The following is a 25,773-nucleotide window of genomic DNA, read 5'->3' on the forward strand; positions in this document are numbered from 1 at the left end:
AATTGATCATAAAAGCTCACTTCGGTGGGCTTTTTTTATTGCATTTTGGAGCAGAATTTTCTATGTTGGAAACAAATCATCATTATTGAATATTGAAAAACAATGAAATTAAGCAATTTGGAAACTGTTCCTGCCCACAATATTAAGCAACAACTTGATGTGGTTTACGGAAGTACTGTTCGAAGCAAGCATGTCGGTCGTGATTTGATGGCTGGTTTAAAGAATATTGTGGGCGGTGAATTGAAAGGCTATACCGAATTATTAGAAGAATCGCGCCAAGAAGCCATGAATCGAATGATTGAAAAAGCACAAGCTTTGGGTGCCAATGCTATTGTGGGGATTCGTTTTTCCACCTCAAATATTGCACAAGGGGCATCAGAACTTTTTGTTTATGGTACAGCAGTAATTGTTGAGCCAAAGCAAACACAACTTCCCGACCCATTTTCAAATTAGGCAACGTAAATGGATGGTTTAATTTTTAAAATCGGATTAACACTGGTTCTATTTTTTATTGGATGGGGCTTCGGGCGATTCATTGAACAAAAGCATCTAAAGGAATTGGCGGAAAAAGAACAACGCCTTGCGCATATTCGTATTGATACCAATAAGTTTCAGACTTCTGAACGCCAAGGGCAATTGATCAGTAGTAATGTGGTCATTTCTCATGATTACTTTAAATACATCATTGCACAAATTCAGAATTTTTTTGGCGGACGTTTAACCACTTATGAAACTGTAGTTGATCGTGCACGGCGCGAAGCAATTGTACGTTTAAAACAACAAGCTGAGAATGTAGGATCAACCCATATTATGGGCTTACGTTTAAGTACAACCGAACTCGGCATGCAAGGCGGCATGGTTGAAGTGTTTGCTTATGGTACGGCAACGAAATAATTGTATGTGTTTAAACATCGATCATTCGTTTTGTTCTGTACAAAAATGAATGATCTTGATTTACTTCAGCCAGCCAGATCATGATAATCTCAGGATTGATTCAACTGTTATATCCTAGATTTGGTCGTAAAAAACTACAACTTTTTAATAATGCACATCGGCTTGGCTTAATGAAAAATTTAGCACTGCAACTTAGCATAGGATTGATCACCATGCTTCCATTGAGCATAAAAGCAGAATTAATTGTACTTGCCTCACCACAAAGCCATGATAAATATTATTCAAAAGTCATCGATGACATTTTTGATTTTCATGTCGATTATGCGAAAAAAATTATTCAACATGGTGACAATGTTGTTATTTTAACCGATCAACAACTTTATCCAGATTATGTCAAAGCTTTGGGAAAACAGCATGTTGCTATAGCGCCAATGCAAGATATTTGGATGCGTGATTTTAGTAGTGCTAATCCCAATCAATCTATTCTTTTTCGTTATACAGCAGCAGGACAAGGTGGAGGCAAAAAAGCTCAAGCCATTTCCGATGATGTTCAAGCAGACTTTAAAGCATATAGTCAAAAAGCAGGACTGCAATTTATCCAAACTCCATTACTGAACGATGGCGGTAATTGGGTTGAAGATGGTTATGGGAATGTGGTGATCAGCACTAAATTTTTATCTGATAATCATTTATCTGAAACTGCTGCACGGCAAAAACTAATTCAACTGACGGGTGCAAAACATATTGCATTTATTGAAGCAGATGAACAAGGTGGCTTAGAACATGCAGATGGAGTAGTCAGCTTTATCGAAAAAGAAACAGTTGTCATCAACTCATATCCAGAAGATCTTGACTATTCGAAACAACTCAAAGCAGATTTGCAACGAGGTATTCCCAATATCAAGATTCATGAGATTGTGACGCCTTATGATGGCAGCCAAATTTACGATGAAAAATTTGGTTCCGCTTGTGGCTTATATACCAATATGCTGGTAACTCCTGAACGGATTTATTTTCCACAATTTGGGATCAAACAGGATGCTGTTGCACTGCAACAGATTCGCCGACTGACCAAACGAACCGTTATTCCTGTTCAATCCGCTCAAGTCTGCAAAATGGGTGGTGGTGTTCGGTGTATGTCATGGCAGTTGAGAGGGAAAAATGCGGAATTGATGTCTAAATTTTTAATCAAAGCACCTTAACGCTTAACCAAGACTACAGACCATAAACCAAGATCTACCTTGTTGTTAATATTGATATTCATCTTTATAACTTTGAGGAATTTGATATTGATTGCCATCAAATTTTAATGTGAAACGTTGTTGGTTGAATTGATGATTCACCTCTTGGCATTCCTCAGCGACTATTTGCATCTGATAACGTTTAATTTTGCTATTGACCAGAATATCGGTATATTTTTTGGTTTGATTTTTCTGCATCACTAGCGTAGAAGTACGCTCTTCTGCATCCGCATTACAATCCATATCTGTTTCTGCACGATCTCGGGTGACAATCAAACTGTCCAAAATTTGCTTTTTATTTTTCAGATCATATAAATTTAAAAGTTGCATGGAAAATGGATTGGGCTGTGAATGCCCTGAATAATTCAATCTCAATCCCAATGCACGATTTGATTCAGTGACTTTATAATTTGCTGTATCCAACTCAATTGAATCCAAACTAATTGCATCAGAAACCATAGGTTCAGTAACACGATAATGATCTATAACCTTTAAGTTTTCAGGCTTAAACTTGATTAAATCCAAATAATATTCACCTTCTTCTGGACGATCTTTAACAGAAATCCACTGAGCATAAGCCATGATCATCGTTGAATCATCAACAGGGTCAGATTTACAGTGAATCAATGACTGTTCAGCCTTCGTAATTTTGGCTTGTTTCAAGACCTTGTTGACCACTTGATGATCATCACACAGACCAGCATAAGCAGCGCCACTTAAAACAAAAGATAAGCCACTTATTTTAAATATAATTTTTATAATTTTTTGCATGCGTATCTCATATAACATAAGTGTATGGACAGATATTTATAGATAGATCAATTGCTACTAGATGTATTTAAATAAAGTAGCTTCAATTACTTCACTTTCATCTTGCGGATCATCTTATACAAAGTTGTAGGAGACAAACGTGATACCCACACCCCCAACTTTTCTTTAGCTCCACCGACTACAATATACTCTTGACCATTTAAAAGCGCTGAAACAGTTTGCTTTGCAAAATCATCAGCTTCCAAGCCATTTTCAATTGCTTCATCTTGATGTGCTTGTGGCTTACCTGCCCCATTTAAAGCATTAAATGAAACGTTGGTTTTCACAAAACCAGGGAAAATCACCGAAACTTTTACCCCATCCTGCGCCACTTCAGCCCGTAGACTGTTTGCCCACATATGAATAGCCGCCTTTGCCGCGGAGTATGTTGCACGATATTGTGTTCCTAACAACCCAGCAACACTTGAGATATAAGCAATTCGTCCTGATTTTTGAGCAATAAATGTAGGTAATACCAGTTTAGTCAAAAAAACTTGTGAAAAATAATCAATTTCCATGATTGCACGTTCGGTCTGCATACTGGTTTCTGCAATCAATGCTCTTTGACTTAAACCGGCATTATTGATCAACAAATCTATACGCCCTTTTTGATCAAGGACCTGTTCATAGGCATGACGAACTTGTGCTTCATCAGTAATATCCATTGCTACGGAAAGATGATGATCAGGGTGAAGCAAACTCACACGAACTTTTTCCAGCTCTTCCAAACGTCTTGCACTTAAGATCACCTGCGCACCCTGCAATGCACATTCCGCAGCTAAAGCTTTACCAATACCTGATGATGCACCCGTAATCCAAACCACCTTTCCATCTAAACTTTCCATGTAAATACGCTCTTGAATAGGACAAATAAATATTAGACCACGAGGCAGGTCAAATCAATCAGACATCTTTATTTAGACTTTAAGCCTCAACTAAAAACTTACTAAAATGTTTCGCATAATGTTGAGCTTTTTCAGGGTGACTTGGATTATATTCCTCACCCACTTTTTCTAAGCGCTTATACCCCGTACTGGTGATCATATTGATTACTCCATTTAAAGTCTTATCAACGACAAAATTAAATTTTAACAATGTCTTAGGATCACGGATAAACTCAGATACGCCCAGATCAATAATTTTAACTAAATTTTTTAAGGTTGCTGGTAAAGCATGCGTGTCACCAGCAATCACTTTCTGGATGTTACTGCTCGCTTCTTCTCCAAGATGGCGATCTAATTGGTAATACATCACCACCTCACTTGCCTCTGAATCCTCAAATTTTTTAAGAATATGATTTGCTACTGGTTTTAAACGATCATTACTAAAAAAGGAAATCGACCAAGGCATATATTTTTTAAAAGCTCCTTCGATTTGAGAAAAAATTTGTTCAGCCTCTTTCAGCTTTTTTTGACCAGTTGCATCTAATGTTGGGTTATTACGCTGTTCTTCGAGTAAAGCTCCAAAAACTTGATCTAATACTTGGCAAGACATCTCCGTAAACACATTGCCCAATTGTTTTGCCAAATCCCGCTTTTCCCCATTATTTAAACTTTGAGTAATACTTTTCAACTCTTGATAAGTGTGTTGTTTGATTAATAAATCAATTTTATATTGCATTGCACTATGCCCTGTTGTTGTTTTATCCGACTAGACTTGATCTTAACAAAACCATATAAATGTTGCATTGTCTTTAAATACTCTCATCAACATCGCAACTCGATAAAATAATGTCAATAAATCAATAATCTAAAAAAACTATTTGTAAATGTGACCAAGTTAAAATCTTTTATTTTCCAACATTTGTCATATTTTTTAGCAAAAAATTCAATCAAAACTAAGATTATTCATATTTAATTTATTCAACGTAAATACTCCACAACAGGATTCAACATTCCTGAAGAATATTTGCTACAATGAATGCAATTTTTTACTTACTTTTGATCTGTTTTTACTATGACTGATTCAGCGCAAAACATTGCTACGACCTACGATCCTACCGAGATCGAGAAAAAATGGTACAAGACTTGGGAAGAGAAAGGTTATTTCCAACCTTCTCGTAAAGGCGACTCATTCTGCATCATGATTCCGCCACCGAACGTCACAGGTAGCTTGCACATGGGTCATGGTTTTAACAATGCCATCATGGATGCTTTGACACGTTATAACCGTATGTCTGGTAAAAATACCCTTTGGCAACCAGGTACCGACCATGCAGGTATTGCGACGCAGATGGTGGTTGAACGTCAATTGGCTGCCCAAGACATCAGCCGTCATGACCTTGGTCGTGAGAAATTCATTGATAAAATCTGGGAATGGAAAGAACAATCTGGCGGAACAATTACCCGTCAAATTCGCCGTCTTGGTTCATCTGTAGACTGGTCACGTGAACGCTTTACCATGGATGATGGTCTTTCAAATGCAGTTAAAGAAGTATTTGTAAAACTGCATGAGCAAGGCTTGATTTATCGCGGAAAACGCCTTGTTAACTGGGATCCAAAACTACAAACTGCGCTTTCTGATTTAGAGGTTGAATCTGATAAGGAAGAACAAGGTTCATTGTGGCACTTCAAATATTTCTTTGAAGATCAATCACTACGAACTCACGATGGTAAAAATTACATCGTCGTTGCAACAACACGTCCAGAAACTTTACTTGGTGATACTGCCGTTGCTGTTGCACCAGATGATGAACGTTATGCGCATCTTGTCGGTAAAAATATCATTTTACCGATCACAGGTCGTGCGGTTGCGATTGTTAAAGATGAATATGTGGACAAAGAATTCGGTACAGGCTGTGTAAAAATCACCCCTGCACACGACTTCAATGACTATGAAGTGGGTAAACGCTGTGAACTCGCAATCATCAATATTTTCAACAAAAATGCCGAAATTTTGGCTGAGTTTGAATATATTGCCAAAGCAGGTGAAGCGATTTCTAAAACGATTCCTGCACCAGCGGACTATGTTGGTTTAGAACGTTTTGCTGCGCGTAAAAAGTTAGTTGAGCAAGCTGAAGCGGAAGGTTGGTTAGAACAAATTCAGCCTTATACATTGAAGCCACCTCGTGGTGATCGTTCTGGCGTAATCATTGAACCTCTCTTAACTGACCAATGGTATGTAAAAATTGCACCTTTGGCAGAACCTGCAATCCAAGCAGTAAAAGATGGTGAAATCAAATTCGTTCCAGAGCAATACAGCAACATGTATATGGCTTGGATGAACAACATTCAGGACTGGTGTATTTCGCGTCAACTCTGGTGGGGTCACCGTATTCCTGCTTGGTATGATGCTGAAGGCAACATCTATGTTGGTCGTTCTGAAGAAGAAGTTCGTACGAAAAACAATATTGCGGCTGATGTTGAATTAAACCAAGATGAAGATGTACTCGACACATGGTTCTCTTCAGGTCTTTGGACATTCTCAACATTGGGCTGGACCGGCGATGAAGCGAAAGATAAAGAAAACTATTTCTTAAATACGTTCCATCCTACAGATGTTTTGGTCACAGGTTTTGACATCATTTTCTTCTGGGTTGCCCGAATGATCATGATGACCATGCACTTCATGAAAAATGAAGATGGTACACCACAAGTTCCATTTAAAACTGTGTATGTTCACGGTTTGGTGCGTGATGGTGAAGGTCAAAAAATGTCTAAATCTAAGGGGAACGTACTTGATCCTTTAGATTTGATTGATGGTGTAGATCTTGAAACTTTAGTACAAAAACGTACAACAGGTTTAATGAATCCTAAACAAGCTGCCAAGATCGAAAAATCAACTCGTAAAGAATTCCCAGAAGGTATCCAAGCTTACGGTACAGATGCGGTTCGTTTCACATTCTGTGCACTTGCCAATACGGGTCGTGATATCAAGTTCGATATGAAACGTGTTGAGGGCTACCGTAACTTTGCCAACAAAATCTGGAACGCAACACGTTTCGTGATGATGAACTGTGAACAACAGCCGATTGGTCAGGAAGTCCGTCAAGATCTTTGGGAACTTCCTGAACAGTGGATTGTCAGCCGTTTACAAAAAGCAGAAGCTGCTGTTCAACAAGCATTTGCGACCTATCGTTTAGATTTGGCTGCACAAGCGATTTATGAGTTCATCTGGAATGAATACTGTGACTGGTATGTAGAACTGACTAAGCCTGTTCTGAATGATGAAAATGTATCGACTGAGCGTAAAGCTGAAGTTCGCCGTGTTCTTCTTTCGGTAATGGAAGCATCTTTGCGTCTTGCGCATCCAATCATGCCATTCTTGACTGAAGAAATCTGGCAAACACTTGCACCAATGATTGGTCTCCAAGGCGAAACCATCATGTTGGCACAATATCCTGTACCAAATCCTGAACTTATCAACGAACAGGCTGAAGCAGACATGCTTGGATTACAAGGTTTGATTGGTGCGGTACGTAATATCCGTGGTGAAATGGGCTTAGGTAATGCCCGTTTATTGCCAGTATTGTTGCAAAACACAACAGATGCCGAAAAAGCGCAGATTGCACGTATTGAACCATTGTTTAAAGCATTGGCTAAAGTTGAAAGTATTACTTTCCTAACAGATGCTGAACAACCGCCATTGTCATCGTCCTCTGTTGTGGGTCGTATTTCTGTATTTGTTCCAATGAAAGGTTTGATTGATCCTAAAGCTGAACTTGGGCGTTTGCAAAAAGACTTGGATAAAGTGCAAAAGCAACATGATCAGATTGCATCTAAACTTGCCAATGAAGGTTTTGTGGCGAAAGCGCCTGCAGCAGTTGTTGAAGGTGAAAAAGCCAAACTCACTGAGTTTGCTGATCAATTGGTGAAAATCAAAGCCAATATGGAACAAATTGCGGCGCTTTAATTTAAACTTGTAATTTTATCTTAGAAGAAGGAAGCTTAATTAAGCTTCCTTCTTTTTTGAGTAGAATAATCATGGTTATTCAAAAATTAAAACAACATTTCATCAATCAAAATTTACGTATCAATCAGCCGGCGACACTGTTAAAAATAATAAAATTCGAACAAAAATACGAGGTTAAACTTCCACAAATTTTTAAAGAATATTTTATTCAATGGTACAGGTGAAGCCAATTTTGGTGATGAGGGCTATTCGTTCTTTTCTTTAACTGAATTTAAACCGACAAAAGACCTAAAAGGTCTTGAAAACTTTCCTCATGCCAATTGTTTTGTATTTTCAGAATTCTTACTCTGGATAACTACTTATGCCGTCAAATTAGATGAATATGGCAATGAATTAGGCATTTATGAAATCTGTAACACGCACAATAAGGTTTGTAATCATTTTGAAGAATTTATTTTACTCATAATGAATAGTGATTTAGCAACACTTGATCAATGATGTTTTTTTAACCAAAATTTAACAATTTCATATCCATTTAACTTAAAGATCAATTCGCAAAATAAAACGAATTGATACACTCTAATTTTTTCAAGAATTACCCTCACCCTAGCCCTGTCCCATAGGGAGAGGGGAACTTTGATTACTAATTGAATAGTTATTTGATACCCAATACTGGCTAAGATCAGGTTTCTCTCACCTCCAAAGAGAGGGCTAAAGAGAAATAACTAAAAAATATCTGCATAAATTCCAACACCTCAATCTTCCCCAAAATGTGAAAAGAACACGCTTTAAGAATTTAATATTTATTTGATACGCAATAGAGTTCCCTCTCCTTTCAGGAGAGGGTTAGGGAGAGGTGTCTTTCAATTCAATACAGATATTCAAAAAATCCTCCAATATCACCTCACTCCGATTCAATACATCATCATTCCAATAACGAATAACTTTAAGTCCCAAAGCCTCTAAAAACTGAGTTCTTCCATTATCACAAGCTACTCCCACATCGGTATTATGCTGACCACCATCCAACTCAACCACTAAGCTCAATTCATGACAATAAAAATCGACGATATAAGGCTCAATCACATGTTGACGACGAAACTTTAAATTCATAAATCGTTGAGCTCGTAAAATTTGCCACATGAGATGTTCAGCATCTGTGGCATCGTGTCGCATAGATTTAGCGTATTCTAATAATTTTGGGTTTAGCTTCAATTTATTTTCCCTCTTCCTAGCCCTCTCCCACAGGGAGAGGATAATTTCATTGCTAATTAGATAATTATTCTATACACAATGGAGATCCCTCTCCTTTTAGGAGAGGGTGGAAGTATGCTCTTTCAATATCATTCCAAGAATGTATCACAGCAAAGTCACTACTCTTTCAGTTGATCCAAAGCTGTCCCCTGCACAGGATTTCTTTTCCAATAATAAGGTTGAAAAAAACGAAGCAACAAACGCCACGGTGTCATCCAGACAATACGTGCATTGCGCTTATTATTTTGGCTTATACGTTTTGCCAAATAACCACACACTTGCTCAGGTGGGTCGATCACAAACATAAATAGCCATTTCATTTTGTGCCAGTTTTTAACTTCGCCTTGCTGCCAAGAAGAAATCAACAAATCTGTTGCCACCATTCCAGGGCTTAAGGTACCAATCAAAATATTGCTTTGTTTGGCTTCTTTATTTAATGCATGATTTAGATAGGCAACTGCCCGCTTACTGGTTGCATAAGGCGTCATTCCTGCGCTCCATTCGCCACGGCTGCCCCAACCTTCCATATTAAAAGTTTGCCCAAAACCTTGTTGAGTCATACCTTTTAACGCCACTTGAGAACCCAGCATCGTACCAAGTATATTGGTTTTAATCACATTTTCTATGTCAGTATGAGTAATGTCTGTAAAGGCTCTTGCTGCATTACACGTACCAGCATTATTGATCCAGACATTGACCTGACCAAATTTTAAAATTGTTTCATCCCATAATTTTTGGAGATCTTCATACTGAGCCACATCACAACAGACGCCACAAATTCGCTGAGCTGAATAACGTCCCCCTAAATCAGCAACTACTTGATTGAGTTGAGTACTATTCCGTGCTGAAATCATGACTGACCAGCCCAGCTTTAAAAAAGCTTCCGCTAAGCCTAAACCAATTCCACGAGTTCCACCGGTAATCACGATAGATAAAATTTGATCAGAATTTGAAACAATCAAAATATTCTCCACTGACCTGTTCAACTAAGCTAAGTAAATGTGAATTAACAACCATACAATCTAAGCTCAATTTAGGACATTTGACCTCACAAAAGCAATTTTTAAGATAGAATATGAGGTATCGAAAATAAATAAATTACTTAAATCACATGAATCATCATTTTTTCTTGGAACTTTACTCTTTTTTCTTGTTGGGTGTCATGAAAAGCCTGCCACGTCAATAGAAGATAAAGCAACTGGTCAATAATATCTTTTCCGCAATAAGGATTTTAATTCCGCTCTATCACTAAAAATTTCTAAAGCACGCTCTGCTCTTTCAAGATTTTTTTTGATGATCAATACATCTTTATCAAATTTTTTATATAAATCTTTTACTTTAATCCTACCTAGTGAATGCATATCGATATGGTCATTCCAATCGAAAGAGTAAATAATATCATCAATTTTAGACTGAAGTTCTTCAGCTTGTTCTTCCAAGTTAATATTGTAAAACTCTAATTGTTCTTTAGCTAAATTATTAACTTTTTCTACACTTGCGGTAAACTCAATTTGATATTTGAGTAAAGCAAATAGATCCTTGTTTTCATAAGCTTGATTAACACGCTGTAATATTTCCGTTTTCTCAATTTTTCTCTCTTCATTCTGCTCGCGATCAGGATGAATCAAAGACGCAATTTTCAAATAAATATTTTTAAATGACTGGTTAGCTTTTTGTTTAGCCAATGCTCTTTTCTCAGCTAATTTCTTTTGCTTATCCTTTTCGTTTTTCAATTTTCTTTCATAATCATCTCTATCCGTTTTATTTAATTGCTTTAAAAACTCTTGCTCACGATCTTTTTCCATTTTTTCATGCAATTTTTCTATAAAATCATCATGATCATATAAATTAAATTCAAAATCAAAGTAATCAGACTCAACACCTAATTTGCTTGCCATCATTTCAATGAAAGCACGTTTATTAATTTCGTCTAGCCGCTCGGCTGTCAATTCTTCTTGGTCTACTATATTCATTTCCTCGAGCTGATGTTCTTTTATATCCGCTTTAAAAAATTCATCTTCAGATATTTCATAGCTAGATAATATCTTTTCAACCAACTCAAATTGCTTTTCAGAAAGTGTATCCACAATCATCAATTGACTAGCAACGGACTCAATCAAATCATCTAATCTCAAAGCTTGGGTTTTAGCCCATTTTGTTTCTAGTTTATGTTTCCACAATATTTCCAATTGTTGGAACATTATTTGGTGTAATTCAGCATATTTAGGGAGAATCTCACCACTGGCACGTTTTTGTATATCATTTTGTGCATGCTCCCATTCACTTAGCAACACTTTAAGCTGTTCGACTTTTTTAATAAGACGATTAAATTTTTTTTGCTTTGGAGAAAGATTCTCAGAATTCTGTTTCAAAAGAACATCTAATTTTAAGCTCATGGGTCAATATAAATAGGAAAATCGACTTGAACTATAATATTTCTTATCTATTAGGGGAAGTTTATTTTAATAAATTAAAATAGAATCAACAACATATCAACCAAAAATTATGATAAGTTTTGACTTTAACCTATCTTTATTCAGAACGTAAGAAAATAAACTGTCTCCGATATAGTTGATACGGTTCAAAGCTTAGGAAATAAACATATTCAAATTATATAGTAGCTTCCTAAACCTTATAGGAAGATAATCCTCTTTATTCTTCATCGGCAAAAATCGCATTTGCACCAATTACTTTAGAAATTTTAAGTTTATTTTGTTCTTGCAAAATATAGATTTTTTGTTTGATTGAATCACTGGTGAAGCTTCCATTTAGGTTTAATACAATAGGGGCTTCACTCAATGAACCTTTGCCACGATACTCTTGATTGATATTATTGGTCGTAGCTTGATTCACAATCACAAAATAACCTGTAATACCTTGTGCTTGACCACATGCCAAGCTCTGTGGTGCCCAATCACCAAATTGAATAACAGAGTTAAAATGATAACCTTTATGTTCTAAGAAGTTTTTCTGTTGTGGCGTGGTGATTGGGAAGTTCAAAACTTTCTGTTGTTCTTTCCAGTTGATCAGCAATTGACTGGATGAACAAGAGTCCCGTATCTGCCCCGCACTTCCTGATTCTGCTCCATCTATTGAATCATCACATTGTGAAATGACTTGAAATGTGGCATCACCACAGTTCAGTACTTTAGAACGATAAGTTTTATATTGGGTAGTTTGAGCAAAAAGTGAATGAGATAAAAAGCTGATTACAAAGCAACAGGTTATGGTTTTAAAATAATAACTACAAAAATGAGAAATCATGCTTTTTATATTGATCATTAACATTCTTTAATTCTATATCAAATATTTACTTACAACTCTGAAAAATATCACTAAACCCTCCTAAGCACATGAAATTATTAATGATAAAAATTAAACTGAGTGTTGAAATTATTTTCAGCCTATCTTAATCCTGTCATTACATAACAAAAGCTTGATTAAAATACATATTTTAAAAATAATGATAACCAAATCACAAAACAATTAGGTAAAACGATGAAAGATATCATAATTTTTATTTCAAGCATGCTGTCCATATTGTTGGCTCAAATGAGTCACGCCACACTTCCCAAAATACCTGAAGAAACCCAAATAGAGATTTTTAAAAGTGCAAAATTTAAAAAAACCAATCTAGGTTGGGAAAGCCGTTGTAGTTTAGGCAATATTTCATATTATGGTGATCTGAATAAAGATGGTCGCCCTGATGCAATTGTGGTAGATGGTGGTATTGGATGCTATGCCGATACAGGGATTGGATTTTATATTGTCACTCAACAAACTGATCGGAAATGGGTTCGAATTTTTAATAGTCGCGGTCAACCTGAATTTCTTTCAACTTTAGGCAGACATGGTTGGCCAGATATTGCCATCAATGATGGATCAAAATGTTTTAACGTGTATAAATGGAACGGACAAAAATTTGAAAAGGATCGTTTGGAATACAAAAACAAAGCATGTTCAAGCCCTACAGTGCAAAAGTAAGACTCTTTTTTGAATTTCATTGATACAACTGATCGGATTGTTTTTAAGTGCGAATTTTATTTTTAACACTCGACATTCAACCATAAAAATTAACTTAATAGATATCAATGCCTTAAAAATTAAGCTATGTTGTGTTATTGCTTCAACTTAGTGCAATAATTCCAATTTAGTGCAGGCTTTTGCTTTATATCGAGTCTTAATAATATTTTGAATTTTTTGATCTATTTTTTCATACAGTCAGATACTTCACGAATAGATTTGCTTGGTTATACTTGAACCAATTTGTGACATATAGCACCAAAAAGAATCGTATATGCAAAACGTTGATCTTCTCTTTCTTTTGCTTGGCGCAGTGCTTGTACTCGCTATGCATGCAGGATTTGCTTTTTTAGAATTGGGAACAGTTCGTCATAAAAATCAAGTCAACGCACTCAGTAAAATCATTACTGACTTTTCAATCTCAGCAATCGCCTATTTTTTTATTGGCTATTATATTGCTTATGGGCAGCATTTTTTCCATACAGGCACCACGCTATCCGCTGAACACGGCTACAATTTGATGCGTTGTTTTTTCTTGCTAACCTTTGCTGCTGCTATTCCTGCAATTGTTTCAGGTGGTATTGCAGAGCGTGCAAAAATGCGCTCTCAAGCCATTGCTACGCTTTTTATTGTCGCTTTGGTTTATCCCTTCTTTGAAGGCATTGCTTGGAATGGCAACCTTGGATTGCAAAAATGGTTAGCAGATACATTTGGTGCAGGATTTCATGATTTTGCTGGTTCAGTGGTTGTTCATGCTATGGGTGGATGGATTGCATTGGCAGCAGTTTTACTCCTCGGTGCACGCAATGGGCGTTATAAAAAAGATGGACGTGTCAGTGCACACCCACCATCTTCAATTCCCTTCCTAGCATTAGGTTCTTGGATCTTAATTGTTGGTTGGTTTGGCTTTAACGTGATGAGTGCTCAACGTGTTGATGCCATTTCAGGTTTAGTTGCGATTAATTCACTGATGGCGATGGTCGGCGGTACACTTTCTGCAAATTTCTTTGGCAAAGAAGATCCTGGCTTTTTACATAATGGTCCATTGGCTGGCTTAGTTGCAATCTGTGCTGGTTCAGATGTCGTTCATCCAATTGGTGCGCTGCTCATTGGTATCTGTGCAGGTTTTATTTTTGTCAAATTGTTCACTTATACACAAAACAAACTTAAAGTTGATGATGTTTTAGGGGTATGGCCTTTGCATGGGGTATGCGGTGCTTTTGGTGGCATTGCTGTTGGGCTATTCGGACAACAATGGTTGGGAGGAATCGGAGGCGTATCCATGATCTCACAAATCATTGGTACACTGCTTGCCATTTTGCTTGCGCTTGCAGGTGGATTTGCTGTCTATGGTATACTCAAAGTCACTATGGGTATTCGCCTATCACAAGAAGATGAATTTCGTGGAGCAGATTTATCCATACATAAAATTTCAGCAAACTCTGAGGATGCGATGTTTTAATATTTAACATTTTATTCTATTTTTCATTTTTAGCGGCTTTCACAGCCGCTTTTTTATATTTTATTTAAATGACAATAAATTAATCTCCATGCCCATTATTTATCATCAATATTTCATTATGATGGATTGCTATTTTATGAGACTTTTTACTGAAATAATAAGTAGAATGATAATCACTTAAAGTTGAATCATTTTTATTATGAACAGACATCAAACTCGTCAGTTCTTTTAATGAGTTGGTTAATTAAGTCTGATTTAAGTTTATTTTTTTCTAATAGCAAACGATTAAAATGATTCAACTGAGTGATCCTTTTCATGCCTTTTTTAGAGTCGCATAAATTCTTTTTAAAAAACAGTTTATTATTGGGAATACTATTTTTAATATTATTATTCATGTTCCCAGTTGGTGGTGCAATTGATATGCAGTTAATCCACCCTTGGATAGATTCTGCTGGAAATTTTCCATTAAAAAATAACTGGTTTTTAGTAGAAATCAATCACAAATTGATTAAACATTTGGTCATTGGTTTTTTTGTCATTATCCTACTCTCATGGATTGCTTCTTTTAAGTTTGATCAACTCAAAGCCTTTAAATGGCAACTTGGTTATTTATTTTGGGTCAGTGTTTTATCTACTGTTTTGATTGGATTATTAAAATCACACTCAGCACATGCATGTCCATGGTCGATGACTGAATCTACTGCATTTGGTTATGTTTGGGATTTTTCTGCAACCCAAGGTCATTGTTTTCCAGGTGGTCATGCAAGTACAGGTTTTTCACTACTCACAGGATTTTTTGTTTTTAGAAAATCGAATCCTAAAATCGCCTATTTTTTCTTATGTTTAGGGCTTGTTCTTGGCTTTATTACAGGTTGGGGACAAATGATGCGTGGAGCACATTTCCTTAGCCATAATCTTTGGACAGGTTGGATTATTTATACGTTTAATTTATTGGTCTATCGTATTTTCTATAATAAATTTATAGCTAGTTAAATAAACTATGCTACATTTGATTAAACCCAATATCTAAAGCCTCAAGAATAGTTTTCTGTTGTTGGCTAACAATATGTCTGACTTTTCTTTTTAGTATAGACCAAGCTTTTTCAATTGGATTGAGGTCTGGACTATAAGCAGGCAAATACATCAGCCTAGCATTGTACTGGCGAGCCAATTCCTCAATTTTTCGACCTTTGTGAATAGAAGCATTATCTAAAATTAGTAAATATTTTTGAGGCTGACCATTTTTATCTCTTGTTAGATCTTTGAGTAAATATTCAAGCCAGCCAGTAAAAGTATTGCGATCACATGAGCCCTTAAAAATTAGGGGAGCAATGAATTTAAACGTTGCACTTGATCGAACAGCACTGATTATATTTAGTCTACTTCCATGCCCACCTGTTCTTAATGCACGACAACGTTTTCCTTTCTCAGACCAACCATATTCAGCAACCTCATTGGTATTTATACCTGATTCATCAATGTATAAAATATACTCTTCACCATATTGCTGTTTCCATTGTGGCAGGAACCATTGGAATACTGCTCGTCCTATTTTGCAGGCTTGTCTGTAGAGAAAACTCTTTTTTTATAACTCCATCCCAGCTTTTTTAAAGCAAATAAGATATTGGCATAGCTGACGGAATAACCAAATCTTTGCTCAAATAATGGCACCAGATCTTTAGCCTGTGAAAATGATGTTGTTTCAACAAAGATTTTGAAAGCCTTTAGGTCTTTAATTTTATAGGGTCGACCTGCTTTTTCGGGATGTGGTCTATTCGCATTTCCTTGGAGATGTTCGAGCTGAATCCAGAGATCTAAAGTCGTTCTTGCAATCTTAAAAACAGTACATGTTTTAGACTTATTCTGGCATTCTTTGTAGTAGTCTAGAGCTTTGTATCGAAGATCATTGGAGTATGGCTTAGGCATAACAGCAGTCAGTAAGGTTTTTTATAGTGTAGCAAACTTTATATATTTAGCTATAGAACCGCTATCCAATAACAACTTTTCGTTATAGGTTTAAGGTCGCAGGATGACTCTTTGGCTGTTCTAAATCATCATAAATTTGAGTCTTTATACATTATAGTCAATCTGTTAAAACGCATTGAGTAAAATATAATTTTTCTTAATCAATAAAATCAATGTGATAAAAATATTATTGAAAGATTTTAAACTTTCATTTTCACACTTTACAGCTAAAGTTTAAATAAATTTGCGTAGGTGATGCTTCACTTTTCTCAACCATTTTTTGTTCAACGGCATTCTTGCGCTGCAAACAAAACAGTACTTTGTTTTGTTCACGCTCCTTATTCAACATAGCAACATCTATATCACCATTATAGAAAGACCGTCTATAACTCAACAATATAAAATAGAGACTCCCTAAGGTTTCTAGTAATTTGTATAAAAACCATAAAGTTCATTAGATACGATCATTTTAATTAATGAACGAGATCAAATGAATAATTCAAAAGGCTGAGATTTTACAAAATTTAAATATTAAATTATTAAACTAATCTTAATTTTTACAATTTAATATATTTTGATTATACTCAAAACAATTTAGTAATGTTATGCGTGTAAATATGAGTAATTTTTCTAAATTTCTCCGTAATACCCTTAAAGCTCAAGACTCAAATATCCAACCTTATCAATTGGATAACAGCAAAGTGTGGCTTAAAAAAGCTTCAGAACGACACTCTGCATGGATTTATATGCCATTAAAATGGGTTGCACACATTCTTAATATTGAAGCTTTAACTCCAATTCCTAACTATGGTGGAAGTAAGTCAATTTATTGTGAAGTTCATCGTCTCACTGAGTTACAGTCATTAGGTATTCCCACACCTCAGATTTTAGCGAATTGCTCTCAAGGTCTATTGATTGAAGACGCTGGTGATCAGGTCATGCAACTTGACCAAGCATTGATTAGAATGGAGGGCAATACAGCGAAAAAATTAGAATTCTTTCGTGAAGCAATTTCAGCAATTCAAGCAGTTCACCAGAAAGGAAGTTATCTCAGCGAAGCTTTTGCGCGCAATATTTTAGTCAATCACCACAAAGAATTTACTTTTATCGACTTTGAAACAGACCCAGGCGAAATGCTAGATCTAGAAACTTGCCAAATTCGTGATTGGTTATGTTTTATTTTTTCAACAGCATTCCGTTTCAATGATGATGAAATTGCACAAGCGTGTGATATTTTTATTGCTGAAATCTACCCATGCAAATCGAAATATAATGAAATCTGTCGAATTGGGAACAAACTCAATTGGGTTGCAAATTTTAGTTTAGAAAAATTAGGGAGTGATGGGCGAAGAATGCATAAATGCCTGACATTTTTCCAGTATATGAAAAAGAATGAACCACTTCCTTTGATTTAAAAGGACATGGTTCATTTATTGAGGAATTTGAGATTATTCGATAGGTTTAATATTGAGTTGAACAGGTACTTTAACCAAAACACTTAAACCGCCTAATTCCTCGCTGCGAGAAAGTAATAGCTCGCCACCCAAATGCTGTATGGCTTTATCTACGATCGACAAACCTAAACCACTTCCCACCTCTAAGTGATGATGCACACGATAAAAACGTTTTAACACTTTATCATACATCTCTGTATCTATGCCTGGACCACTGTCTTCAATTAAAACATAAGCAAAATCATGGATATCAGCAAAGACTGAAATATTAATCATTCCTGAGACAGGTGTATATTTAATTGCATTATCAATTAAATTAAAAATAATTGAATGAAGGCTATGTTCGACACTTTTTAACACAACAGTTTCATTACGTATAAAACCCAAATCAATATCTTTTTCCATCGCTAGATTCATCAATTGCTCGACGCAATTGAGTGCAACATCATTCAGTTTAAATTGTGTGACCTGCACTTCATGATTCAGCGAAGCGTCTTGTTTCGCCAAAGCAAGTAACTGCGTCACTAAATGCTGCATACGTGCTAAACCTTTACTGAGGTTTTTTAGATTTTCCTCTTCAGGAAATTGGCTCATTAAAATTTTAGTTTGTAAATTCAATGCTGTTATGGGAGTTCGCAGTTCATGCGCAGCATCTGCTACAAATTGCCGCTGCTCTTGTTGTGCTTCAGAAATCCGCTCAAATAAATGATTCATTTCCTGAATGGTAGGCAATAATTCTTCTGGATAATGTGCATTTTGAATCGCCACCAACGAGTTAGAATCACGCTTTGCCAATTCAGATTTAAAGTCCTCTAAAGGCTTTAAGCTGCGGCGAATAATATAGACCAAGCCCAATAAAGCAAATGGAATAATCAACAAATAAGGCAAAAACATGCTTCCTGCAAGTTCTAAAGCCAAATGCTCTCTGACTTTTTCCTGTTGACTAATTTGAATCTGAAAGTTCGCTGTCGGTAAAATATAGGTAATCCATGTCCCATTTGCGGTCTCTTGACTATAAAACCCAGCTTTCTGCTTAGGCTCAATAATCACATGATGAGGGGTGTTTGGAACCTGTTGAGGGTTTGCATAAGACCACACATCTATAAATAGATCCTCCTCATGATAGCGCTTATGCTCATCAAAATGGCTTTGAATAGGTCGAGGGTTAAGTTCAACCCGCTCCGCCAAATAAACCATTTGTGCATCAAGAATTTCATTAATTTCTTCTAAAGAAATTTTATAAGCTGAAAAAATTAATACGCAGCCCAATAAAATACTAAAGATAGAGGTATAACGAATTAAACGCTTTCTTAGAGAAAATGCAGTTCCCATATTATTCTGCTTTATGTGCTTGCCCCAAACGATAGCCTAAACCACGAATTGTACGAATAATATCTTTACCTAATTTTGAACGGATGTGATGAACATAAACTTCAATCGTATTGCTGTTGATTTCACTATCAAAAGCATACAATTTATCTTCTAAATTTGCTTTAGAAAATATTTTATTGGGATGCGTCATCAGTGGAATCAAAATTGCCCATTCTCGATTAGACAGCTCAACTGGTTCACCTTTCAATGTTGCGATATGTTGTTCAACATCTAAAACAATCTCACCATTCTTTAACAGATTCGATGACTGCCCCATCACCTCTTTTGTAGCATCTCCAGAACGGCGTAATAATGCATGAATACGCGCTACCAGCTCATCAAATTCATAAGGTTTAATCAAGTAATCATCTGCACCTTGGTTTAAACCATCAACACGATTTTGTAATTGATCACGTGCTGAAATAATCAGTACAGGTAAACCTGAACGTTGACGAATTTGCTTTAAAACTTGCATTCCGTCCATCATTGGTAAGCCTAAATCGAGTAAAACCAAATCAAATTGTTTTTCTGAGATGAGTTTTAAACCATCTAAGCCATTATTGACCCATTCAACATCAAAGCCTTGGTATTTCAACAATGTTTTCGATGATTCTGCGATCATAAAATCATCTTCTATCATTAAAATTTTGGTCATGCTCTATGTCCTTTCAATCAACTGTTCACTGCACATTGGTGCAACATATTGTTCTTTTGATCAATCACCTGAGTTTGAATATTCAATAAACTCAAAAGACTTGGAAATAAATTATCTTGACTCAATTTTGCTGCTTTTTGTTGAGTTAAACAATTAATTTGTTTTGCAGATGCAGCTTTCCAGTTCTCTGAAAACCACATGAACATCGGGACATGAGTCTGTTGAGTAGGCGCAATTGCATAAGGTGCGCCATGCAAATACATGCCACGCTCACCTGTAGACTCACCATGATCAGACAAATACCAGAAACCAGTTCGATAGTTGTCTTGCTGCTTTAAGCTTTCAATCACTTGATTCAAAATATGGTCAGTATAGACAATCGAATTATCATAAGTGTTGATTAATTCAGTTGAAGAGCACCCTTGAATCGCATTGCTTTCACAGGTTGGTTTAAATTTCTTAAATTCATTCGGCGCACGCTTGTAATAAGCTGGTCCATGACTGCCCATTTGGTGTAAAACAATCAAATGAGGCTGTTTGTCATCTTTAGGTAATTGCTTGAGATATACATTTAAACTATCAACCAAAATACCATCTAGACACTCACCACCTTGACACCATTTCTTTTCTAATTCTTGAGGAATAACAAACTTCTCAACACGATCACAGGTACCTTTACAGCCTGAATTATTATCAATCCAAGTCACCTTATACCCTGCACGTTGTGCAATATCCAATAATCCTTCTCGGTGACTCGCAAGTTGCTCATCATAATTTACACGTGGCATACCTGAAAACATACAAGGTACTGATACAGCTGTTGCAGTACCACATGAACTAACTTGAGAAAAATTAATAATATTCGCCTGCTTAGATAGTTCGGGATTGGTATTTTTAGCATAACCGTTTAACGCGAAACTTTCTGCGCGTGCTGTTTCACCCACCACCAAAACCATCAATTTGGGTTTATGCTGTAAAGCAATATCCTCAACGATATGTGCATCTTCACCATAACGAATCAAAGGCAAATTCTTTTTAGGTGCTTTTTTATGGAAATATGAAAGCGTTGAAGCCACTGTATTTTGAGGTGAAATCATACCTTTTAGATCACGATGCTCACGAAAAATAGCTGCATAATCGACATAGAATACAAATAATAATCCACCAATAACAGCTAAAGAACCCACAATATTAAGCCCTTTAAAAAGCACAATCTTGCTTATTTTTTCTGGTTTAATACGGATCCATAAAATCAAAAGAATAGGTAAAATAACAAAGCTAACGGTCCATGCAAAAAATTGAAAAGAGAGCAAGTCTGCAACTTCACCAGAATCAGTTTGTGCCATGTTCTGAATTTGATCAGGTGAAATTATCACACCCAATGAATTGACAAAATAGGCACTAAAACCACCAATAAATACCAGAATGATTGCAAAGAATTTTGCGGTCCATTTCCAATCTAAGAGCTGTAGTAATAGATTGTATAAAGCAATCAATACTAAAGCTGTAGCAATCAAAAAGAGCTGGGCTTTTATACCTTGATAAGGAGTAAGCGCTTGAACTTTGCCCAGAAAACCAAAGTTCAGGCATAGCCCTAACCAGACTGCAACAATAAAATTAAAGGCCGTGAGGGAAATGGAGACTTCTCGTTGTTTGATACGTTGTATTAAATTAGACATTACTGTAGCAATACTCTCTTCAATGACCTTAAGTTAAAAAATGAAGCTTAAATTGAACTTAAAAGCATTCTTTGAGTACCTAACAGCATTAATCTCAAATTTTAATCCCTTAAAATTTCTCATTATTTGAGAAATTCAAACTAGAATAAATATTTATAATGGTTGTTACATATTATTTTATAACCTAATAGATAATCAATTCTGCCCATTCAATTTGGATTGGCTCATTCTTCGGTGTCAAAAGAATGAGCCAATAAAAAAATCATACAGGAATTAATTTCTATACTTTTAAAATTGACAAAAAAGTAATTTTTGTCTTATCTAAATGTAATGTAAAATAATGACCTCTAAATCATAAATAAAATGCTATTGTTTAAGTTGATATTTAAATTCATTTTAAAATAAGAAAATTTAAAACAATAATCAATATCTTAATCGAGAATAATACTGTTTATCTAAATAATATTACTTTTCATACATATTTCTCATCCAATATATAATTGGAATTAAACAAAACATACCTACAAGTAAAATTAAACTTAAGAATTTTAAATACCCCAGTTGATCTCCAATCATTCCACTTACTGTATATAGGACTCCACTGATGCTTGCCATGATTGAAACTTGAAAAGTAAAATCAGTTCCAGCATATTCGCTTCGGCTATACTGCATCACCAAGGTTAAAATCACCACCAATAACATTGCAGCAAACATGTCTTCTAAAGCATTAATCAGATAAATTATCCACGGCGCAACAGGAACGGCTTGTTCATATAAAACTGCCAACCAAACGAAACCTGCTAAACTGATTAATTTCAAGACAGAAAATAACAATAAGGCTTGATGACGTTTTATTTTCTTTAAAAACAATCCTGCCAACCCAGCGCCGCATAGTGCAGAAAATGCGCCCAGCATTGTAATGTAAATACCAATTTGAGAAAGGCTCAATTTCAAATCAACCAATAACGGTTTAGTGATTGGACCTGCAAATCCATCTGTAACTTTGATTGTGCAAAGTACAAAAAACCATGCTGTTAATTCTTTATTTTCAAAGAAATACCTTAAATAATCTCTAAACCATTCAAAGCGATCTATATTTGTTTGATGTGATGTCTTTTTGCTGGCAATACGTAGATGTTCAGGTTCTTGATAAAACCAAATTGGCAGTGTATTGCAAGCAACGATAGCGGCCAAAATAAGAAAAGTCATCTGCCAACTGAGCCAATCCATTGCCCATAAAATTGCTCCACCACCTACAATAAACCCTAGGCGAGAACCAATAACCTGAAACATATTACCAAAATGTTGCTGTTCTTCTTTTAATATTCTTACTGCCAAACCGTCAGTAGCAATATCTTGAGTTGCACCGATGCTATTCATACACAGCAATGCAATAAAAAACAGAAATAAAAACCGTGGTTCATTTAAAGATTGAATCGGTAAGAAAGATAAAATAACCAGAATGACAATGGTTAAAATCTGGGTGGGAATAATCCAACTACGATAATGCCCTGCTTGGTGATGTCCATAACGATCCACCAAAGGTGCCCATAAAATTTTAATTGCCCATGGTGCCATTAACAGTCCAAAACCACCAATATGAGCCAATGACACGCCTTGAGCACGTAAGATCACTGGCAACGCATGAGTCATAAATCCCACAGGTAAACCTTGAGCCCAGTATAAAGAGAATAACAATAAATAATGATATGGCATGCTAACTCGACTCAAGAATCATCAACATTGACTCACCTGCAATGATTGAACACTTTAAATTTGATATATTGCTTTAATTTGCAAATTTTGTAATATTTACATTTTGCGGATATCCAATGGATGGATGTCTATGTTGTATTAAGCAAAAAATGAATACCAATACAAGAGCAGTCACATAAAAATACGATGTCACAGAATTTTCCCAATATACCCGATCAAGTGCCCCAGCGTGGCAATGCCACCAGTCGCAATATATTTAAAAACCTTTACTTGGTTCAAGGCTGGGGTTTTGAGGGTGAGTTTCCGAACTTACCTAAAGCCGTGGTGTTTATTGCTCCCCATACATCAAACTATGATGGTTTATATGCCTTTCTTGCGATGTTAGGGATTGGTGTTAAAGTCACCATTTTTGGCAAAGACAGCCTGTTTAAAACACCATTGAAATCTCTTTTTGAGTGGATTGGTGTTATTCCCGTTCATCGCGACTCTCCACATGGGCTGACACAGCAAATTATCAAAGTGATTCAACAACAGGAAAAAATCTGGATTGCAATTGCGCCTGAGGGCACCCGAAAAAGAGCAGAAAAGATTAAAAGCGGTTTTTATCATATCGCCATGGGTGCGGATATTCCAATTGCTGTCTTTTCATTAGATTATGAGAAAAAACGTATTCATTGCTTAGGCACACTACAACCTACAGGTGACTATGACAAAGATTTAGATGATATTTTAGCGCGTTTTAAAGGAAACTTTTCACCTAAACGTCCGCATTTATTATCACTTCCTTTACAAAAACTATGGAAAAATGGCTAGAAAAAAAAGATGCAATCTGTTCAGATGTGCAGCATATATTTTTGACAAAAGTAATTCCCATGCGTGTTAAACAACTTGGTTTTATAGGCTTATTGGGTCTAGCCCTCGTTGGCTGTGACAAGACAGCAAAAACTCCAACCCAAACCACAGCAATTAAGGCTCGTGAACCTGTTATTGCCATTGCACTTGGCGGCGGCGGTGCAAAAGGTTTTGCTCATATTGGTGTACTTAAGGTTTTAGAATCTCATGGGATAAAGCCAAAAATTGTAACAGGCACCAGTGCAGGGAGCTTTGTTGGTAGCATCTATGCCAGTGGTAAAACCCCTTATCAAATGCAACAAATTGCCCAACAATTAAAAGAATCTGACTTACGTGATTTAACTTTAAATAGCCAAGGCATCGTGCTTGGTCAAAAACTACAAGATTATGTTAATCGCAATGTCGCCAATAAACCGATCGAACAGTTTCCGATTCGTTTTGCAGCTGTCGCAACTCGTTTAGACAACGGCAAGAAAGCAGAGTTTATTAAGGGCAATGCAGGTCAGGCTGTCCGTGCTTCTTGTAGTATTCCCAATGTATTTGTGCCAGCGACAATTGGAAACACCAAATATGTTGATGGGGGCTTAGTAAGTCCAATTCCAGTACAAACTGCGCGTGATATGGGCGCGGATATTGTCATCGCTGTTGATATTTCTGCTCGACCGAGTGGTAGTCAGCCAATGAATATGTGGGGATTATTAGATCAAACCATTAATATCATGGGGCAACAAAGTATCAACAATGAATTGGCTCAAGCCAATATTGTGATACAACCTAAAGTTGGGCATTTAGGAACACTTGACCTTAAATCAAGTAATCAGGCAATTTTAGAAGGTGAAAAAGCCGCACAGGGTAAAATTATTGCAATTCAGAATGCGATCTCAAACTTTAAAAAATCCCCTGCTGCTTTAAAACCTGCGCCACGAGCAAAGTTTTAACTGGATCATGAAATACTTCGCTTCATCCTAATTGAATATAAGAATAAATACGTTTTTATATGCAGTATTAAAATGATCTGCTACATTGGTAGAGATGATTCGTCATCTATACCAATGATAATCACCAGGGTAGATTATGGACTTTATTTTTGAACCGTGGCATTGGTTTGTACTTGGCATATTGCTGATCTTATCTGAACTTATTCTACCTGCATTTGCTGCCTTGTGGTTTGGTATCGCTGCAGTTGTGGTCAGTATTTTGTTTTGGCTGTTTCCAAGTATGAGCTTTGCCTTACAAGTCGTGTGTTGGATTATCTTATCCATCATCTGTACTGTCGCTTGGTTTAAATTCGTCAAACCACTTTCTATAGATAAAACCAAAGCTGGGCTTCCGCGTGAAGCAACGATTGGACAAACCGGTATGGTCATTCAAACTGGACTCAGTCATGATCAGATTCGCGTGCGCTTTCCGATGCCTGTTTTAGGTTCTGATGAATGGAACTGCCGTACCCTATCACCTGTACAAGTGGGTGACCGTGTACGTGTGACAGATATTTTAGGTAATGATTTAGTTGTACAGCTACATTCATCATCTCAATAATGAAGAA

The 25,773-nt window shown here is 36.2% G+C and carries 24 protein-coding genes; 11 read left to right on the forward strand and 13 right to left on the reverse strand.

Features of this window, described 5'->3' with window-relative positions; all coding sequences use genetic code 11:
• Positions 1–102: 102 nt before the first annotated feature.
• The 3 genes from TOL5_RS16530 (at position 103) to TOL5_RS16540 (ending at position 2,096) form a co-directional block, all read left to right on the forward strand.
• Positions 103–453, forward strand: coding sequence for a YbjQ family protein (locus TOL5_RS16530; protein ID WP_004828198.1), 351 nt, complete (start codon positions 103–105; stop codon positions 451–453).
• 9 nt (positions 454–462) lie between these two features.
• Complete coding sequence (locus tag TOL5_RS16535) at positions 463–894, forward strand: YbjQ family protein (RefSeq protein WP_121774113.1); 432 nt, start codon at positions 463–465, stop codon at positions 892–894.
• 170 nt (positions 895–1,064) lie between these two features.
• A complete protein-coding gene (locus TOL5_RS16540) occupies positions 1,065–2,096 on the forward strand; it encodes an agmatine deiminase family protein (RefSeq protein ID WP_121774121.1) in 1,032 nt (343 codons plus the stop codon).
• Between the two features lie 45 nt (positions 2,097–2,141).
• Here the strand turns inward: TOL5_RS16540 and TOL5_RS16545 are convergent, their stop codons facing one another.
• The 3 genes from TOL5_RS16545 to TOL5_RS16555 form a co-directional block, all read right to left on the reverse strand.
• Positions 2,142–2,906, reverse strand: coding sequence for a hypothetical protein (locus TOL5_RS16545; protein ID WP_171428632.1), 765 nt, complete (start codon positions 2,904–2,906; stop codon positions 2,142–2,144).
• Positions 2,907–2,992: 86 nt separating this feature from the next.
• On the reverse strand, positions 2,993–3,790 hold the full coding sequence (locus TOL5_RS16550; protein WP_121774114.1) for an SDR family NAD(P)-dependent oxidoreductase: 798 nt from the start codon (positions 3,788–3,790) through the stop codon (positions 2,993–2,995).
• Between the two features lie 79 nt (positions 3,791–3,869).
• Positions 3,870–4,565 carry a hypothetical protein gene (locus tag TOL5_RS16555; RefSeq protein ID WP_121774115.1) on the reverse strand — a complete coding sequence of 232 codons (696 nt, stop codon included), beginning with the start codon at positions 4,563–4,565 and terminating at the stop codon, positions 3,870–3,872.
• A gap of 336 nt (positions 4,566–4,901) precedes the next feature.
• Here TOL5_RS16555 and TOL5_RS16560 point away from each other — a divergent pair, with 336 nt between their 5' ends.
• On the forward strand, positions 4,902–7,796 hold the full coding sequence (locus TOL5_RS16560; protein ID WP_121774116.1) for a valine--tRNA ligase: 2,895 nt from the start codon (positions 4,902–4,904) through the stop codon (positions 7,794–7,796).
• Positions 7,797–8,642: 846 nt separating this feature from the next.
• Here TOL5_RS16560 and TOL5_RS16565 read toward each other — a convergent pair.
• The 4 genes from TOL5_RS16565 to TOL5_RS16580 all read right to left on the reverse strand — a co-directional run bounded on the left by TOL5_RS16565 (position 8,643) and on the right by TOL5_RS16580 (position 12,314).
• Positions 8,643–9,011, reverse strand: a complete 369-nt coding sequence (locus TOL5_RS16565) for an endonuclease domain-containing protein (protein WP_121774117.1) — start codon at positions 9,009–9,011, stop codon at positions 8,643–8,645.
• Between the two features lie 158 nt (positions 9,012–9,169).
• Positions 9,170–10,012, reverse strand: coding sequence for an SDR family NAD(P)-dependent oxidoreductase (locus TOL5_RS16570; protein WP_171428633.1), 843 nt, complete (start codon positions 10,010–10,012; stop codon positions 9,170–9,172).
• 240 nt (positions 10,013–10,252) lie between these two features.
• The gene (locus tag TOL5_RS16575) at positions 10,253–11,422 is read right to left on the reverse strand and encodes a hypothetical protein (protein WP_228740293.1); all 1,170 of its coding nucleotides are present in this window, start codon (positions 11,420–11,422) and stop codon (positions 10,253–10,255) included.
• Positions 11,423–11,702: 280 nt separating this feature from the next.
• Positions 11,703–12,314, reverse strand: coding sequence for a hypothetical protein (locus tag TOL5_RS16580; protein WP_121774123.1), 612 nt, complete (start codon positions 12,312–12,314; stop codon positions 11,703–11,705).
• Positions 12,315–12,548: 234 nt separating this feature from the next.
• Here TOL5_RS16580 and TOL5_RS16585 point away from each other — a divergent pair, with 234 nt between their 5' ends.
• From TOL5_RS16585 to TOL5_RS16595, 3 genes are all read left to right on the forward strand, one after another.
• Positions 12,549–13,034, forward strand: a complete 486-nt coding sequence (locus tag TOL5_RS16585; protein ID WP_004828176.1) for a hypothetical protein — start codon at positions 12,549–12,551, stop codon at positions 13,032–13,034.
• 313 nt (positions 13,035–13,347) lie between these two features.
• On the forward strand, positions 13,348–14,535 hold the full coding sequence (locus TOL5_RS16590; RefSeq protein WP_005030789.1) for an ammonium transporter: 1,188 nt from the start codon (positions 13,348–13,350) through the stop codon (positions 14,533–14,535).
• A 315-nt stretch (positions 14,536–14,850) separates the two neighbouring features.
• Positions 14,851–15,528, forward strand: coding sequence for a phosphatase PAP2 family protein (locus tag TOL5_RS16595; protein ID WP_121774120.1), 678 nt, complete (start codon positions 14,851–14,853; stop codon positions 15,526–15,528).
• A gap of 10 nt (positions 15,529–15,538) precedes the next feature.
• Here TOL5_RS16595 and TOL5_RS16600 read toward each other — a convergent pair whose 3' ends face one another.
• Entirely contained in the window at positions 15,539–16,087 is a 549-nt protein-coding gene (locus tag TOL5_RS16600; protein ID WP_082179805.1) for an IS630 family transposase, read from the reverse strand.
• The gene (locus tag TOL5_RS16605) at positions 16,084–16,461 is read right to left on the reverse strand and encodes an IS630 transposase-related protein (protein WP_005029849.1); all 378 of its coding nucleotides are present in this window, start codon (positions 16,459–16,461) and stop codon (positions 16,084–16,086) included. The genes TOL5_RS16600 and TOL5_RS16605 overlap by 4 nt, the downstream gene beginning before the upstream one ends.
• A gap of 656 nt (positions 16,462–17,117) precedes the next feature.
• Between TOL5_RS16605 and TOL5_RS16610 the strand changes: the two genes are divergently transcribed.
• Positions 17,118–17,915 carry a hypothetical protein gene (locus tag TOL5_RS16610; RefSeq protein ID WP_009585595.1) on the forward strand — a complete coding sequence of 266 codons (798 nt, stop codon included), beginning with the start codon at positions 17,118–17,120 and terminating at the stop codon, positions 17,913–17,915.
• A gap of 33 nt (positions 17,916–17,948) precedes the next feature.
• Here the strand turns inward: TOL5_RS16610 and TOL5_RS16615 are convergent, their stop codons facing one another.
• The 4 genes from TOL5_RS16615 to TOL5_RS16630 form a co-directional block, all read right to left on the reverse strand.
• On the reverse strand, positions 17,949–19,286 hold the full coding sequence (locus TOL5_RS16615; protein WP_009585607.1) for an ATP-binding protein: 1,338 nt from the start codon (positions 19,284–19,286) through the stop codon (positions 17,949–17,951).
• 1 nt (position 19,287) lies between these two features.
• Positions 19,288–19,980 carry a DNA-binding response regulator PmrA gene (locus TOL5_RS16620; RefSeq protein ID WP_009585623.1) on the reverse strand — a complete coding sequence of 231 codons (693 nt, stop codon included), beginning with the start codon at positions 19,978–19,980 and terminating at the stop codon, positions 19,288–19,290.
• A gap of 17 nt (positions 19,981–19,997) precedes the next feature.
• The gene (locus TOL5_RS16625; RefSeq protein WP_009585616.1) at positions 19,998–21,659 is read right to left on the reverse strand and encodes a phosphoethanolamine transferase; all 1,662 of its coding nucleotides are present in this window, start codon (positions 21,657–21,659) and stop codon (positions 19,998–20,000) included.
• A 465-nt stretch (positions 21,660–22,124) separates the two neighbouring features.
• Positions 22,125–23,375, reverse strand: a complete 1,251-nt coding sequence (locus TOL5_RS16630) for an MFS transporter (RefSeq protein WP_009585644.1) — start codon at positions 23,373–23,375, stop codon at positions 22,125–22,127.
• A 186-nt stretch (positions 23,376–23,561) separates the two neighbouring features.
• Here TOL5_RS16630 and TOL5_RS16635 point away from each other — a divergent pair, with 186 nt between their 5' ends.
• The 3 genes from TOL5_RS16635 (at position 23,562) to TOL5_RS16645 (ending at position 25,766) form a co-directional block, all read left to right on the forward strand.
• Complete coding sequence (locus TOL5_RS16635; RefSeq protein ID WP_199995791.1) at positions 23,562–24,188, forward strand: 1-acyl-sn-glycerol-3-phosphate acyltransferase; 627 nt, start codon at positions 23,562–23,564, stop codon at positions 24,186–24,188.
• 59 nt (positions 24,189–24,247) lie between these two features.
• Positions 24,248–25,165, forward strand: a complete 918-nt coding sequence (locus TOL5_RS16640; protein ID WP_010591294.1) for a patatin-like phospholipase family protein — start codon at positions 24,248–24,250, stop codon at positions 25,163–25,165.
• Positions 25,166–25,301: 136 nt separating this feature from the next.
• A complete protein-coding gene (locus tag TOL5_RS16645; RefSeq protein ID WP_004828157.1) occupies positions 25,302–25,766 on the forward strand; it encodes an NfeD family protein in 465 nt (154 codons plus the stop codon).
• The last annotated feature ends 7 nt before the right edge of the window (positions 25,767–25,773 follow it).

The sequence above is a fragment of the Acinetobacter sp. Tol 5 genome (assembly GCF_019702905.1).
Lineage (GTDB): Bacteria > Pseudomonadota > Gammaproteobacteria > Pseudomonadales > Moraxellaceae > Acinetobacter > Acinetobacter bereziniae.